10 protein-coding genes are annotated in these 14,970 nt (G+C 74.6%); 3 read left to right on the forward strand and 7 right to left on the reverse strand.

Going from position 1 to position 14,970, the window contains the following annotated elements; all coding sequences use genetic code 11:
- Positions 1-29: 29 nt before the first annotated feature.
- The 4 genes from BJ999_RS36510 to BJ999_RS36525 form a co-directional block, all read right to left on the reverse strand.
- Complete coding sequence (locus BJ999_RS36510; protein WP_179837471.1) at positions 30-1,472, reverse strand: DUF5719 family protein; 1,443 nt, start codon at positions 1,470-1,472, stop codon at positions 30-32.
- Complete coding sequence (locus tag BJ999_RS36515; RefSeq protein WP_179837472.1) at positions 1,472-4,750, reverse strand: glycosyltransferase family 2 protein; 3,279 nt, start codon at positions 4,748-4,750, stop codon at positions 1,472-1,474. Before BJ999_RS36515 ends, BJ999_RS36510 begins: the two co-directional genes overlap by 1 nt.
- Positions 4,751-4,931: 181 nt before the next feature.
- On the reverse strand, positions 4,932-5,195 hold the full coding sequence (locus BJ999_RS36520) for a WhiB family transcriptional regulator (RefSeq protein ID WP_021594342.1): 264 nt from the start codon (positions 5,193-5,195) through the stop codon (positions 4,932-4,934).
- 237 nt (positions 5,196-5,432) lie between these two features.
- Positions 5,433-6,371 carry a hypothetical protein gene (locus BJ999_RS36525; RefSeq protein WP_179837473.1) on the reverse strand — a complete coding sequence of 313 codons (939 nt, stop codon included), beginning with the start codon at positions 6,369-6,371 and terminating at the stop codon, positions 5,433-5,435.
- A 117-nt stretch (positions 6,372-6,488) separates the two neighbouring features.
- On the opposite strand from BJ999_RS36525, the gene cofD reads away from it, so the two are divergent.
- The 3 genes from cofD (at position 6,489) to BJ999_RS36540 (ending at position 11,472) form a co-directional block, all read left to right on the forward strand.
- Positions 6,489-7,442 (forward strand): 2-phospho-L-lactate transferase, encoded by a 954-nt coding sequence (cofD, locus tag BJ999_RS36530; RefSeq protein WP_179837474.1) that lies wholly within the window; start codon positions 6,489-6,491, stop codon positions 7,440-7,442.
- Positions 7,439-8,779 (forward strand): coenzyme F420-0:L-glutamate ligase, encoded by a 1,341-nt coding sequence (locus tag BJ999_RS36535; protein ID WP_179837475.1) that lies wholly within the window; start codon positions 7,439-7,441, stop codon positions 8,777-8,779. The genes cofD and BJ999_RS36535 overlap by 4 nt, the downstream gene beginning before the upstream one ends.
- Positions 8,780-8,907: 128 nt before the next feature.
- The gene (locus BJ999_RS36540; protein WP_179837476.1) at positions 8,908-11,472 is read left to right on the forward strand and encodes a bifunctional FO biosynthesis protein CofGH; all 2,565 of its coding nucleotides are present in this window, start codon (positions 8,908-8,910) and stop codon (positions 11,470-11,472) included.
- 27 nt (positions 11,473-11,499) lie between these two features.
- Here the strand turns inward: BJ999_RS36540 and BJ999_RS36545 are convergent, their stop codons facing one another.
- The 3 genes from BJ999_RS36545 to manB all read right to left on the reverse strand — a co-directional run bounded on the left by BJ999_RS36545 (position 11,500) and on the right by manB (position 14,951).
- Complete coding sequence (locus BJ999_RS36545; RefSeq protein ID WP_179837477.1) at positions 11,500-12,444, reverse strand: LysR family transcriptional regulator; 945 nt, start codon at positions 12,442-12,444, stop codon at positions 11,500-11,502.
- Between the two features lie 287 nt (positions 12,445-12,731).
- Positions 12,732-13,667: a DNA-3-methyladenine glycosylase family protein gene (locus tag BJ999_RS36550; protein ID WP_229810004.1), complete on the reverse strand. Its 936-nt coding sequence runs from the start codon at positions 13,665-13,667 to the stop codon at positions 12,732-12,734.
- A 216-nt stretch (positions 13,668-13,883) separates the two neighbouring features.
- A complete protein-coding gene (manB, locus tag BJ999_RS36555; RefSeq protein WP_179837478.1) occupies positions 13,884-14,951 on the reverse strand; it encodes a mannose-1-phosphate guanylyltransferase in 1,068 nt (355 codons plus the stop codon).
- Positions 14,952-14,970: the final 19 nt, after the last annotated feature.

Raw genomic sequence — 14,970 nt, forward strand, 5'->3', positions numbered from 1 at the left:
TGGCCACCCGGCCGTCCCGGGCTTCCGGATCAGTTCGGGGTCAGGGCCGTCTGGGAGTCGGCGGTGGCCGGGAGGCGCAGGGTCGTGGGGGCCGGGACGATCGGCAGCACGGTGAACAGGTAGCCGCCGCCCTTGCCGGTGGCGAGGAGGCGGGACGCGTAGACGGGCGCCGAGCCGGGTTTCGGCATGATCACCGCGCCGAAGGAGGCGTCCGCACCGGTGCCGGGCGCGGCGAGTTCGGTCTCGACGGTCCGTCCGGCGGGGATCTCGACCTGCCGGGGGGCACCGGCGCCCTGCGCGTTCATGGTGGTGACCTGGACGCTCGCCGCCCCGGACGGGGCGGTCAGGGAGAGGGACGAGTCGAACCGGTTGTCGGCGACGACGCCGGGGCCGGACGCGCCGAGGGGCGGCGTGGCGGCCCCGTAGGCGACGTCGGCGCCCCGGTCGGCGGCGAAGCCCGCCAGGATGGGCCGGTCGGCGACGAGCCGGACGGCGGCGGCCCTGCCGGACAGGGCGCCGTCGAGGGGCACGGAGGTCACGGTCTTGCCGGGGGCGTCCAGGACGTCCTGGCCCTGCGGGGCGAAGGCGCCGTCAGCGGCGATCACCTGGACCCTGATCCGGGCGTCGGCCTCGCCGGGGACCGCGACCAGCAGGCGGCGCCCGCCGGAACCGCCCGGCACGCCGGGGACGAGGGCGGAGGCCGCGGGCGCGGCCGACTGCGGCAGCCACTCGATGCCCTTCTTCTCGCCGATCCGGACCCGCAGGGACGCGGCGACGCGGCCGCTGGTGGTGCGCACGCGCAGGGCGAGGTCGGCGGCGGTTTTGACGATGTCGCCGAGCCCTTCGGGCGACCCGCCGATCTTCACGACGCGGGTGGTGTAGGGCTCGACGGGCGTGCCGCGCCCCTCGGTGGTGTCGAGGGGGCCCTCGCCGGACAGGGCGGAGACGTCGACGGACGCGGGCTGCGCGTCGACGTTGGTCAGGTAGAGGTCGAGTTCGTCGGCGGCGACCGGCCCGGGGCCAAGGAACCACAGGTCGGTGCCGGGAGCTGCGCAGCGGACGCCGGCGAGGCCGCGGTCGTCGCCGCCGTTCTCGTGGGTCGTCTGCTCCGCCTCCAGCCCGCCGGCGATGGGACCGGTGGCGCGCAGGGTGTAGGAGTCCTCGCCGGACTTGGTGTCCTTGCCCCAGCCCTGGCCGGGCGACGTCATGGACCCCAGCGGCGATCCGCCCTTCGTCGGCGCCATGTCGACGCGCCCGCCGCCCTTCTTGCGGCCGAGGGTCTGGACGGCGAGGCGGCCTCCCTCGTGTCCCGGGCAGACCGTGACGGCGTGCGTGACCGGCGCCTCGCGGCCCCTTTCGGACGCCTCGCCCGGACGGGAGAACGTCGCGGCGCCGTACAGGGCGGCGACGGCGACGAGCATGAGGGCGGCGGTGGCGTAGCGCATGCCGAGGAGGCGCAGGACCTTGTCCATCAGGACACCTCCTCCGTGCTGGGCTCCTCCGCGGGTTCCGGTGGCTCCGACGGCTCTGCGGGCGCGGCGGGCGGCAGCGCGCGCTGGACGCGGGCACGGGGCGCGCGGCGCCGTCCTCGCCGTCCGCGGCGGCGTTCCCGCTCTCTGGCGAGCATGAGGGTGTCGGTCTGCGCGCCCGGCAGCGCCAGGACGGCCACCACCAGGACGGCGATCCCCTGGACGACGACCCAAATGTGCCGCATCGTCATCGACCGGGTCAGTTCGAACTCTCCTCCGGCGGTGGGGATGTCGTATCCCTGCGCCCAGCCGTCCACGGTCCGTGCCTTGACGTCGTCGCCGTTCAGCGTGGCCCGCCAGCCACCGTCGGCCGGTTCTGCCAGGAGAAGCGTGCGTCGGCCTGTGCCCGGCGGGATCTGCACGCGGGCGTTGACGCGCCCGGTGGACAGAGGCGTGACCGTTGAACCTTGCAGAAGCATCATCCGGGCGGACGTCGCCTGGAGCCGCCACACGGCGAACGTGCCCGTGCGGCTGAGGCGCGTCAGTTCGGGCGAGGCGTCCAGGACCTTGGTGAGCGGGTCGTCCGCGGGGTGCGGCACCAGCAGGTACTGGACGCCCATCCGCGTCAGCGCGGGCCCGTCGTCGCCCTCCCGGCCGGCGGACAGGCCGGCGACGAGGTCGTCCATCCGGTCGTGGGCCCGGCCCTTGACGGCGACCTCCGACTCCCCCAGGTGGGGCCGTGCGCCCCTGAGGACCGTGTAGGAGACCCGGCCGGTCGGCTCCCGGTGCAGGACGAGCGTCCTGACTCCGCCGGTCCCCTGGACGAACTGGGGAACCGTGTCGGGGTCGAGCCTGCCGAGCGGGCCGCCCGCGCCGCCGGCCACCCAGAGCGCGGCCGCGAGGACGGGGGCCGTGAGCGCGGCGGCGAGCACGACCGCACCGCCCGCCTTGTAGATCAGGTGCTGGCCCGCCAGGGCCTCGGTGGCGCGCTGGACGGCGGCGGTGGCGGCGAGCAGGACGCCGGCGCCGGCGAACAGCAGCGCCACACCGGGCCACACCGGCGCCTCGTCGGCCCCCTTGGTGACGGTGGCGGCGCTGGTCAGCACCGCGACGAGCAGCCCGAAGACCGCCAGCAGCCAGCCGGCGAGCACATGGCCCCGGCGGCTGCGGAGCGGCAGCGCGCAGACGGCGACCGCGAGCAGCCCCGCGAGCGCCCACCGCGCGGGCGTGCCCGGCCCTCCCGGGTCGAGCGCCAGCAGGTCGGCCGGGGCGGCGGGGGCGAACCGCCGGTGCAGGCCCGCCTCGGTCAGGAAGCGGGACGGGTGGAACAGCAGGCCGGCGGTCCACGGGAGCGTCAGCAGCGGCGGGACGCCGAGCGCGATGGCCAGGCCGCGCAGGCCCTGCCGCCCCGGCCGGTCCAGCAGCGCCCGCACCATCCCGGCGGCCAGCAGGGCGATCGGCCAGATCAGCGGGACGAAGGACATCGTGACGGCGAGCAGCAGCGCGACCGTCCAGGCGGCCCGTCCCGCGCGCTTGCGGCGCGTCCGGGCGTCCAGCCCGGCGGCCTCCGACCGGGGGAGGCCGTAGAGGCGGGCGGCGTGCACGGCGATCAGCGGCAGCAGGACGAGGACGAGGCAGGTCCCGATCCGCCCGCCCGCGACGGCGCCGGTCGCGGCGGGAAGCAGCGCGTACACGGCGGCGAACCAGGCGCGGACGGCCGAGACCGGGACGCGGCGGCCGGACGCGCGGGCGCGCCGTCCCGTCCGCGGCGCCTCCACCACCAGCAGCCGCGAGGCGCGGTAGGCGGTGAGCCCGGCCAGCGGGACGCTGCCGAGCAGCAGGACCGCCACCGCCAGCCACGGCTTGCCGAACGCCGCGCTGGACAGCACCGCGAGGACCCCGACGTGCGGGGGGCTGCCGGCGTCGGTGCCGAGCCCCACCGGGTGCCAGCCGGACAGGTACTGCGCCCACAGGTCGCCCGCGCCGCCCCACGCGGGGACGAGCGCGCCGCCGCCGAGCCGCCCGGCGGCCGTCGCCAGGGAGCGTTCGGCGGCGACCGTCACGGCGGCGAGCCCGAGCACGACCATCACGCCGGGACGGGCGAGGAACCGGCGGATCGGGCCGGGCTCGTCGGCCGTGAGGTCGTCGTCCCTGTCCTCGCGGTCGCGCTCGTGGGCGGCGAAGTACTCCGAGACCGCCTCGCCGGCCCGGCGCAGCACGACCCAGCGCGTCTGGAACCGCCGGACGCTGCGCCGCACGCGCGTGCGGCCCTCGGCGCGGGCGGCCCGCGCCCGCCGGAGCCGGCCGGGCGAGCGCAGCACGTCGCCGAGCGCGCGCAGCTCCTCGCGGGCCATGCCCGGCCGCTTGGTCGCCACCAGGACGAGGGCGTGCGCGAGCGACGCCCACACGTTGCGGACGAGGGCCCGCAGCATCGCTCCGAGCGGCTGGTTGGCGAGCAGGGTGAGCAGTGCGTTGCGACGATCGCGGCGGGCGGGGTGCTCGGCGGTCATGCCGATCTCGCGGAGCCCGCGCCGGGACGCCTCCGCGTGGTAGACGACGGCGTCGCTCGCGGTGACGACCCGGTGGCCGGCGGCGTGGACGCGCCAGCAGAAGTCCAGGTCGTCGCGGAAGAGGCCGTACTCGACGTCGAAGCCGCCGAGGCGGTCCCACACGTCGCGGCGGACCAGCATGCCCGCGCTGCCGACCGACAGGACGTCCCGGACGCCGTCGTGCTGGCCCTGGTCGAACTCGCGCCGGTCCAGGCCGGTGTGGCGGCGCCCGGCGGAGTCGACGGTGACGCCGAGCTCGCGCAGGACGCGGCGGTCGTCCCAGTCGCGGACCTTGGGGCCGAGCACCGCCACGTTGGGGTCGGCGGCGGCCGTCCGCAGCAGCCGGTCGAGCGCGTCGCGGTCGGGCGCGCAGTCGTCGTGCAGCAGCCAGATCCACTCCGTGCGGGGCTTGCGGGATCCCTGGGCCTCGTCGGCGTGGTGGGCGGCGGACTCGTCCTCCGGGACGGGCGCGGACGCGGCGTCCTGGCGCAGCGCCTCGGCGATGGCCTCGCCGTAGCCGGTGGTGCGGGGCAGCGTGAGGACCTCGTCCTCGCCGACGACCTCCGCGAGGACGGCGGGGCCGCGGTCGGTGCTGCCGGTGTCGACGGTCACGAGGCGTTGCACGGGGCGCGACTGCGTCAGCAGCGCCTTCAGCGCCTCCGGAAGCCACCGCGCGCCGTCGTGCGCGACGAGGACGGCGGTGACGACATGGCGATCGAGGGTGGGGGCCAAGGGTCGCTCGATCTGTGGGACGGACGGTGTCGGTGCCGGCCGGACGGGCGGTGCGCGACGAGCACGCGGTGCCGGACGGACAGCAGCCGTGCCGGCCCTGGGGCCGGCACGGCTGATAACTGTACGCGTGGCCGCGCCGGGCACGCTCCGGATCCACCGATCCGGGGGCGCGGCCCGCGGGTCAGACGGCCTGCCGCTTCAGCTTCCGGCGTTCCCGCTCGGAGAGCCCTCCCCAGATGCCGAACCGCTCATCGTGCTGCAGCGCGTACTCAAGGCACTCCGTACGCACCTCGCATGCCCGGCACACCTTCTTGGCCTCGCGAGTGGAGCCGCCCTTCTCCGGAAAAAACGCCTCCGGGTCCGTCTGCGCGCACAGGGCGCGCTCCTGCCAGCCCAACTCTTCGCCGTCTGTGCCGTGCGCCAGCGGGATGACCACCTCGCTCACAGCGCACCTCCCTGCCCGTGGAACCCCCTGGTCAATGCCCTCCCACGAGTTCCTTCCCCCGAGACGGCATTGAAACTACACCGACGAAATTACACGCGTGTAGTAGCCGCCCCGTCAAGCCGGAAGGCATTCCCGGGTGACATAGCGGGTTTTGCCGGGATGGGCATGCTGACCTTTGGATGAAGATCAGTTAATCGGGCGGTCACCACCGGAAGCGGCGGCTTCGCCGTGGGATTCTTACTGCGGGGGCGGGGGCCGGTTGTCCCGGTACCAGTCGCCGCCCTCCTGGTCGCCGCCCTGCGGCGGGGCGGGCTGGGTGCCCTGCGGGTCCTGGCCGGAGCCGCCGCTGCCGCCGTAGGCACGGGTCCACTCGCCCATGTCCTCCTGCTCGGCGGGCGGCTGCCCCTGCTGCGGGCCCGCCTGGTAGCCGCCCTGGCCGCCGTACTGCTGGTACTCCTGCGGCTGGCCGTACTGCTGCTGCTCGTAGCCAGGCTGGCCGGGCTGGCCGTACTGCTGCTGGCCGTACTGCTGCTGCTCGTACCCCGGCTGGGCGGGCTGCTGCCCTTCACCGCCCTGCTGCCCGTACTGCTGGTACTGCTGGTACTGCTGCTGGCCGTACTGCTGGTCGTAACCCTGCTGGGCAGGCTGCTGGCCGTACTGCTGCTGGCCCGGCTGGCCCTGCTGGTAGCCGAAGTCGGGGTAGCCCCCCTGCTGCTGCATCTGCGGCTGCGGGCGGGGCGGCTGCATCCCCTTGAAGACCGTGAAGGCGAACCAGCCGCCGACGCCGACCACGGCCAGGTCGCCGGCGCCGATCAGGAAGGTCGTGAGCTTGGTCACCGCGCCCGCGTAGTCGGAGTTGGCGAGCATCCCGCTCAGCCACGAGATCACGCCGAACAGCCCGATGCCGCCGAGGACGCCGAGCGCCCCCATCGTGATCGTCCGCGCCTGCGGGGTCGGGGTGCCGCCCCAGGTCGTCAGCAGGATCGCCAGGACGACGAGGCCGACCATCGCGACCTGCAGGAACGTCCCGTCGTTGGTCTGGCCGAGGGCGCGCAGCGTGAAGCTGCCCCCGCCGCCGAGGAGCGAGATGATGCCCGCGAGAAGGTGGACGCCCGCCGCGGCGAGCAAAACCCAGGCGGCCGGTTCGCGCAGGCGCTGGACGGCTTCCTTGTTCACGGTGGCATCTCCAGACTCGGGACCGGGCGTTCTCCGATAGCAGGCAAAGCTTTGCATAGTGTCGCCCGGAGCGGCGACCCCTCTGCTCTCCTCGGGGATCACCGTAGGGTTGAGGCCATGAAGATCGTGGCGTTGGCGGGCGGGATCGGCGGCGCCCGTTTCCTGCGCGGGCTCCTGGCGGCCGCCCCGGAGGCGGAGATCACCGTCATCGGCAACACCGGGGACGACATCTCCCTGTTCGGCCTGCGGGTCTGCCCTGACCTGGACACGGTGATGTACACGCTCGGCGGCGGCATCAACGAGGAGCAGGGCTGGGGGCGGGCGGAGGAGACCTTCACCGTCAAGGAGGAACTGGCCGCCTACGGGGTGGGGCCGGACTGGTTCGGGCTCGGCGACCGCGATTTCGCGACGCACATCGTCCGGACGCAGATGCTGGCGGCCGGCTACCGGCTGTCCGCGGTGACCGAGGCGCTGTGCGACCGGTGGCAGCCGGGAGTGCGGCTGCTGCCGATGACCGACGACCAGGTCGAGACGCACGTGGTGGTCGAGGACGAGCAGGGGCGGCGCGCGATCCACTTCCAGGAGTGGTGGGTGCGGATGCGCGCCTCGGTCCCGGCGCTGTCGATCGCGGCGGTGGGCGCCGCGGAGTCCACGCCGGCGCCGGGCGTGCTGGCGGCGATCGAGGCGGCCGACGTGGTGCTGTTCCCGCCGTCCAACCCGGTGGTGAGCATCGGGACGATCCTGGCGGTGCCCGGCATCCGGGACGCGGTCGCGACCAAGACCGTGGTGGGCGTGTCGCCCATCGTCGGCGGGGCGCCCGTGCGCGGGATGGCCGACGCGTGCCTGGCCGCGATCGGGGTGGAGACGTCGGCGCGCGCGGTCGCCGAGCACTACGGCCTCGGGCTGCTGGACGGGTGGCTCGTCGACGAGGCCGACGCGGGCGTGCGGGTGGAGGGCATCGACGTGCGCTCGCGCCCGCTGCTGATGCGCGACGCCGAGACGACCGCCGCGATCGCGCGCGCGGCCCTGGACCTGGCGGTGGAGCTGAAGCGGGCGGGGGTCGCCGAATGAGCGCGGGGTCGAGCGGAGCGGGCCGGGGGGTGCCGGGGGTCGTCCCCCCGCAGAGGTTCGAGGTCTTCGGCGTGCCGGGGATGCCGGAGGTCGCCGAGGGCGCCGACATCGCCGCGCTGATCCCGGACGGGACTGTCGAGGACGGCGACGTGCTCGTCGTCACCTCCAAGATCGTCAGCAAGGCGGAGGGGCGGGTCCTGGTCGCGGACGACCGGGAGAAGGCCATCGACGCCGAGACCGTGCGGGTGGTGGCGCGGCGGGCGCACGCGCGCGGCGAGACCCGGATCGTGGAGACGCGGCAGGGGCTGGTGCTGGCCGCCGCCGGCGTGGACGCGTCCAACACCCGGCCCGGGACGGTGCTGCTGCTGCCGGAGGACCCGGACGCCTCGGCCCGGCGCATCCGCGCCGGGGTGCGGGAGCGGACCGGCGCGGACGTCGCCGTGATCGTGTCGGACACGCTCGGGCGGCCCTGGCGCAACGGGCTGACGGACGCCGCGATCGGCGTCGCCGGGCTGGCCCCGCTCAGCGACCTGCGTGGGCGCGACGACGCCTACGGCAACCGCCTGGACGCCACGATCACGGCGGTCGCCGACGAGATCGCGGCGGCAGGCGAACTGGTCAAGGGCAAGCTGGAGGGCGTGCCGGTCGCGATCGTGCGCGGGCTGTCCGGCCTGGTCACGCCGGAGGACGGGCCCGGCGCGCGGGCGCTGGTGCGTCCGCCCGAGGAGGACATGTTCCGGTTCGGGTCGGCGGACGTGCTGGGCGCGCGGCGCACGATCCGCGAGTTCACCGCCGAGCCGGTGGACCCGGCCGCGGTGCGGCGGGCGGTCGGCGCCGCGATCACCGCGCCGGCGCCGCACCACACCACGCCGTGGCGGTTCGTCCTGCTGGAGTCGGCGGAGTCGCGGACGCGGCTGCTGGACGCGATGCGCGACGCCTGGGAGGCCGACCTGCGCCGCGACGGCTTCTCCGCGGAGTCGATCGCCAAGCGGCTGCGGCGCGGCGAGGTGCTGCGCCGGGCCCCCTACCTCGTCGTGCCGTGCCTGGTCATGGAGGGATCGCACGACTATCCCGACGAGCGGCGGTCCCGCGCCGAGCGCGAGATGTTCGTGGTGGCGGCCGGGGCGGGCGTGGAGAACCTGCTGGTGGCGCTGGCCGTGGAGGGGCTCGGCTCGTGCTGGGTGTCGAGCACGATGTTCTGCCGGGACGTGGTCCGCGACGTCCTCGACCTGCCGGACGCGTGGGACCCGATGGGGGCCGTCGGGGTGGGCCACGCGGCCGCGCCCCCGCGCGAGCGCCCGCCGCGCGGGGCGGACGCCTTCATCGAGGTCAGATGAACGGATCAGGGACCGCGCGGGAATAGATGCGGGCAGGCCCCGGCTTCTACGGCCGGGGCCTTTCCTTCTGCCCGGACTTTCGCACCCCGGCGCGGCACGGAATATGACGATTGGCATAGAGTGCCCGCATGGACGCCCCGAGCTCCGCTCTTCGCCGGGCCCTGGCCCGCGCGCGCGACGGCAAGACACTGGACCGATCCGAGGCCACCACACTGCTGCGGGCCCGCGGGGCGCAGCTCGACGACCTGCTCGCCTACGCGGCCCGCACCCGGGACGCCGGTCTGGAGGCCGCGGGCCGTCCCGGCGTCATCACCTACAGCCGCAAGGTCTTCATCCCGCTGACCCGGCTGTGCCGCGACCGCTGCGGGTACTGCACGTTCGCGACCGTCCCGCACCGGCTCGACTCGCCCTATCTCAGCCCCGACGAGGTGCTGGAGATCGCGCGGCGCGGCGCCGCGATGGGCTGCAAGGAGGCGCTGTTCACGCTCGGGGACCGTCCCGAGGACCGGTGGCGCCCGGCCCGCGAGTGGCTGGACGCGCACGGCTACGACGACACGCTCTCGTATGTGCGCGCGATGGCGATCCGGGTCCTGGAGGAGACCGGGCTGCTGCCGCACCTGAACCCCGGGGTGCTGACCTGGCGCGACTTCCAGCGGCTCAAGCCGGTCGCGCCGTCCATGGGGATGATGCTGGAGACGACCGCGACGCGGCTGTTCAGCGAGCGCGGCGGCCCCCACTTCGGGTCGCCGGACAAGGACCCCGCCGTACGGCTGCGGGTGCTGGAGGACGCCGGCCGGACGAACGTGCCGTTCACGACCGGCATCCTCATCGGGATCGGCGAGACGGTCGAGGAGCGCGCGGACGCGATCTTCGAGATCCGGCGGACGATGCGCGAGTACGGGGCGATCCAGGAGGTGATCGTCCAGAACTTCCGCGCCAAGCCCGACACCAGGATGCGCGACACCCCGGACGCCGAACTGGAGGAGCTGGCCGCGACGATCGCGGTGACGCGGCTGGTCCTCGGCCCGAAGGCGCGCGTGCAGGCGCCGCCGAACCTGGTCGCCGAGCAGTACGCGCTGATGCTGCGCGCCGGGATCGACGACTGGGGCGGGGTGTCGCCGCTGACGCCCGACCACGTGAACCCGGAGCGGCCGTGGCCGCAGATCGACGAGCTGGCCGCCAGGACCGCCGGGGCCGGGTTCGCACTGCGCGAGCGGCTCACGATCTACCCCGAGTACGTACGGCGCGGCGAGCCGTGGCTGGACCCGCGCCTCACCGCGCACGTCGCCGCCCTGTCCGATCCCGCGACGGGGCTGGCGCGGGAGGACGCCGTCCTCGAAGGACGTCCCTGGCAGGAGCCCGACGGCGGGTTCGAGGCGTTCGGCCGGACCGACCTGCACACCGAGATCGACACGACGGGCCGCACGGCGGACCGGCGCGACGACTTCGACGAGGTGTACGGCGACTGGGACGCGCTGCGCGACCGCATGGCCGCGCCCCAGCGGTTCGACGCCGACGTCAAGGCCGCTCTTGCGCGCGCGGAACAGGACCCGGCGGGGCTGTCCGACGACGAGGCGCTGGCCCTCCTGCACGCCGACGGCCCGGAACTGGACGCGCTCGCCGCACTCGCGGACGGCCTGCGCCGCGACACCGTCGGCGACGACGTCACCTATGTCGTCACCCGGAACATCAACTTCACGAACGTCTGCTACACCGGCTGCCGGTTCTGCGCGTTCGCGCAGCGCCGCACGGACGCCGACGCCTACACCCTGTCGCTGGAGCAGGTCGGCGACCGCGTGGACGAGGCCTGGGAGGCGGGCGCGACCGAGGTCTGCATGCAGGGCGGCATCCACCCGGACCTTCCCGGCACCGCGTACTTCGACCTCGCCCGCGAGGTGAAGCGCCGCGCGCCCGGCATCCACCTGCACTCCTACAGCCCGATGGAGGTCGTGAACGGCGCGTCCCGGACGGACCTGTCGATCCGGGAGTGGCTGGAGGCGGCGAAGGAGGCGGGCGTCGACTCGCTGCCCGGGACGGCCGCCGAGATCCTGGACGACGACGTGCGGTGGGTGCTGACCAAGGGGAAGCTCCCCACCGACCAGTGGGTCGAGGTCGTCACCACCGCGCACGAGATCGGGATCCCGACGACGTCCACGATGATGTACGGGCACGTGGACACCCCCGCGCACTGGGTCGCGCACATCAAGCTGCTGCGGTCCATCCAGGAGCGGACGGGCGGGTTCAGCGAGTTCGTGCTGCTGCCCTTCGTCCACCACAACTCGCCCATCTATCTCGCCGGGCTGGCGCGTCCGGGGCCGACCGCGCGGGAGAACGTCGCCGTCCACGCCCTGGCGCGCATCCTGCTGCACGGCGCGATCCCCAACATCCAGACCTCCTGGGTGAAGCTCGGGGACGAACTGTGCACGCGGGTCCTGCAGGGAGGGGTGAACGACCTCGGCGGGACACTCATGGAGGAGACCATCAGCCGGATGGCCGGCTCGGAGAACGGGTCGTTCAAGCCCATCAGCGAACTGGAGGCGATCGCGGCGCGCGCGGGCCGTCCCTCCAGGCAGCGCACCACCCTCTACGGAGACGTTCCCGCCGAGCGCCTGGAGGCGTCCCGCCGCACCGACGGCATCGGGCATTTCGGACGGCAGTCGCTCACCCTGACGCCGGTGACCCCTCCCGCGTGACCGGCGCCGCCGTCGCGGAGGGCCGGGTCAGGGCGCGCCGCGACGGCAGCTCGGGCGGCGCTCGACCAACTGGTCCGCCGAGCGGCGCAGCTCCCGCAGGACGGCGTCGACCGACGGCCGCACCTCCGCGCCGACGCGGGTCCACATGACCATCCGGCGGTCCACGGGGGCGTCCGCGACGTCCCGCACGACGATGCCCTCCTCCCGCTCGGCGAGCGCGAGGTCGGGCACCAGGCACACGGCGCCTCCCTGGGCGACCATCGCGAAGATGACCATCAGGTCGTTGGACCTGAAGCGGACGTCGGGCCGGAAGCCGCCCAGCTCCACGCACGTCCGTTCGAGCAGGTCGGCGTGGTTGGTGCCGACGTGCCCGGTGGCCCAGGGGCACCCGGCGAGGTCGGCCATCCGGATCGGGCCGCCCGGTTCGGCGAGCGGGTGGCCCTCCGGCATCCCGACCCGCATGATCTCGGTGACGAGGACCTCGGAGGTCAGCTCGGGCCTGCGCGGCCGCGGCAGGTGCGAGTACTCGTCCGTCAGCACGACGTCGATCTCCTGGAGCACCAGCGCCTGGAGCACCCGGTGGAACTCCTCGTCCAGCACGTCCACGACGAGGTCGGGATACGCCTCCGCCAGCCGCGGCAGCGCGGGCGCGAGGACGTGCAGCAGCGCCGTCTGGAAGCCGACGAGCCGCACCGCGCCCGCGACGCGCCCGCTGGCGGCGAGCGCCGCCTCCTCGGCCCGCTCCGCCCGCGCCAGCAGCGCCTCGGCGTGCTCGACGAGCACCTCGCCCGCCTCGGTCAGCCGCAGCCGCCGCCCGGCCCGCTCGACCACCGGCACGCCGATGTCCCGCTGCAGCTGCGCGAGCTGCTGCGACACCGCGGACGGCGTGTAGCCGAGGGCGTCGGCGACCGCCCCGAGCGTCCCGCGCAGCTTGGCCTCGCGCAGCACCCGCAAACGTCCGAGATCCAACATAGTGAAGCGATTCTTACACAATCCCTACAGAAAGCCTCGCTGGACCTGAACGTTGGACGGAGTCAAAATGTGAGTGCGACGGAAAGAGGCGGAGACCCCGGCTCCTCCGATCGCCCCGCGCGGGAACGCCGCCACCGCGATCCCAAGGAAGAAGATCATGCTGTACGTACTCGGCCTCATCATCGCCCTCGCCGTCCTCGGCCCCCTCTTCGGCGCCGACAGCCGGGACGGCCTCGACCGGACCCCGAACAACTTCTGGCTGCGCCGCCGCAGGGCGCAGGCCCCGGTCAGAAGGACCGGTAGTCCCGGACCGGCAAGCGGGGGCCACGCCTCGGCGGGTGCATCCCGGACGATTCCAGCAGCCGGGTGACCCGGTAGCGATGACCGGCGTAGGGCTCCAGCAGTTCCAGCATCCCGGCGTCGTCGACCTTGCGGCCCGCCAGCGCCCAGCCGACCAGGCCGGGCAGGTGGTAGTCGCCGACGGAGACGGCGTCGGGATCGCCCACCGCGCGCTGCCTGACCTCGGCGGCCGTCCACACGCCGATGCCCGGCAGCGAACGCAGCCGCGCCTCGGCCGGGTCCTCCTCCAGCCGCCGCGCGACCCGCGCCGCCCCGATGATCGTCCGGGCCCGGACGGCCTCCAGGCCGGACCGGTGCCACTCCCACGAGGGAATCCGGATCCAGACCTCCGGCGGCGGCGGGACCCGCAGGTGCGGGGCGCCGGGCGCGGGCTGCCCGAACCTGCGCAGCAGGTAGGCCCAGGCGCGCCACGCCTCCTGCCCCAGCACCTTCTGCTCCATCACCGCCGGCACGAGCGCCTCGAAGACCCGCCGCGTCCGTCCGATCCGCAGCCCCGGGCGCTTGAGCACCTGATCGCGAACCACGTCGTGCCGCGCGACGAACCCGTCCGGCTCGTCGGCCGCCCCCAGTAGTTCGGGCACCCCCTCCAGCAGCCATTCGGCGCCGGGCCCCCAGGCCGTGGCCTCGACGGCGTCCCCGGTCCACCCGACCCGCAGCGTGCCGGGCCCGTCAGGGGTGTGGGACGTCCGCCAGACGGACCCGTCCCGCTCGAACCGGCACGCCGGATCGCGCGACCCGCGCCGGTGCGGCGATAGCGCGTCGCGCAGATCCAGCGCCCACGGCGGCCGCCACTCCCGGACCCGGCCGGGGAGGCGCCCAGCGGTCGCCTCCCCGGCCACCCCGGGCGGTTCAGCAACGCTCAACGAGCCGACTCTCCCTGCTTGACATGCACCGCCGGACCCGCCGAGGTCTCCCCGTACGCCGGCGCCCCGGCGGCCTCGGCCACCAGTCTGCCACCGCCCCGCAGTCGGCTCCCCGTCCGGGGGCAAAGCATAAATGTCGCCATAAATCCGCTGGTCTCAGCACCCGGGCGACCACCATGCGCCTGCCCGCGCGAGGCGGTCTTCCGCTGTCGCGCCTCAGTCGTCGGCGGAGAAGCGGACGGCGGTCGGCGGCAGTTTGATTCCGGGCCAGACACGGACGCCGCAGCGCAGCTCGTTGCCGGGACCCACCACCGCGCCGTCGCCCAGGACGACGCCGTCGAGGACCGCGCCGGGACCGACCCGGGCGCCCCGGCTGAGGACCGAGTCGCGGACGGTGGCGCCCTCGGCGACGAACGAGTCCTCCAGCAGGACGCTGCCGATCACGGTGGCGCCCGCCTCGACCACGGCGCCGCGGCCGACGGTGGTGCCGCCGCGCACGACCGCCCCCGGCGCGACCCGCGCGCCCGCGAGGGCGAGGCGCTCGCCCGGCTCGCCGGGCATGGCGGGCGAGGCCAGGGCGCCGAGGACGAGGTCGCGCGACCCCCGGACGAAGGCCTCGGGGGTGCCGACGTCCAGCCAGTAGCCCGACTCGACGTAGCCCATGACCACCGCACCGGAGGAGATGAGCGAGGGGAACGTCTCGCGCTCGACGGAGACCACCTCGTGCTCGGGGATCGCGTCGATGGCCGAGCGGCGGAAGACGTAGCAGCCCGCGTTGATCTGGTTCGTCACCGGATGGGGCGTCTTCTCCAGGAACGCCGTGACACGGCCGTCGTCGGCCGTGGGGACGCATCCGAAGCGGGACGGGTCGTCGACCTCGGTGAGATGCAGCGTCACCTCGGCCGCGGCCGCCTCGTGCAGCTTCACCTGGGCACGGACGTCGTGGCCCGACAGGATGTCGCCGTTCAGGATCAGGACCGGGTCGTCCGGGCCGCAGGAGAGGGCGCGCGCGGCGTTGCGGATGGCGCCGCCGGTGCCGAGCGGCTCGTCCTCGCTGACGTAGGCGAGGTCGACGCCGTAGGCGCGGTCGCCGAAGGCGGCCTCGAACATCTCGGCGCGGTAGGACGTGGCGAACACGATGCGCTCGACGCCCGAGGCGTGCGCGCGGGCCAGCTGGTGCGCGAGGAACGCGACCCCGGCGGTGGGGAGCAGGGGTTTCGGGGTGGAGATCGTCAAGGGGCGCAGGCGGGTGCCTTGACCTCCCACCAGGAGGATCGCTTCCACTCGGTTCCTTTCTCCACGC

This window comes from Actinomadura citrea, from assembly GCF_013409045.1.
In the GTDB taxonomy this organism is placed as follows: Bacteria; Actinomycetota; Actinomycetes; order Streptosporangiales; family Streptosporangiaceae; genus Spirillospora; species Spirillospora citrea.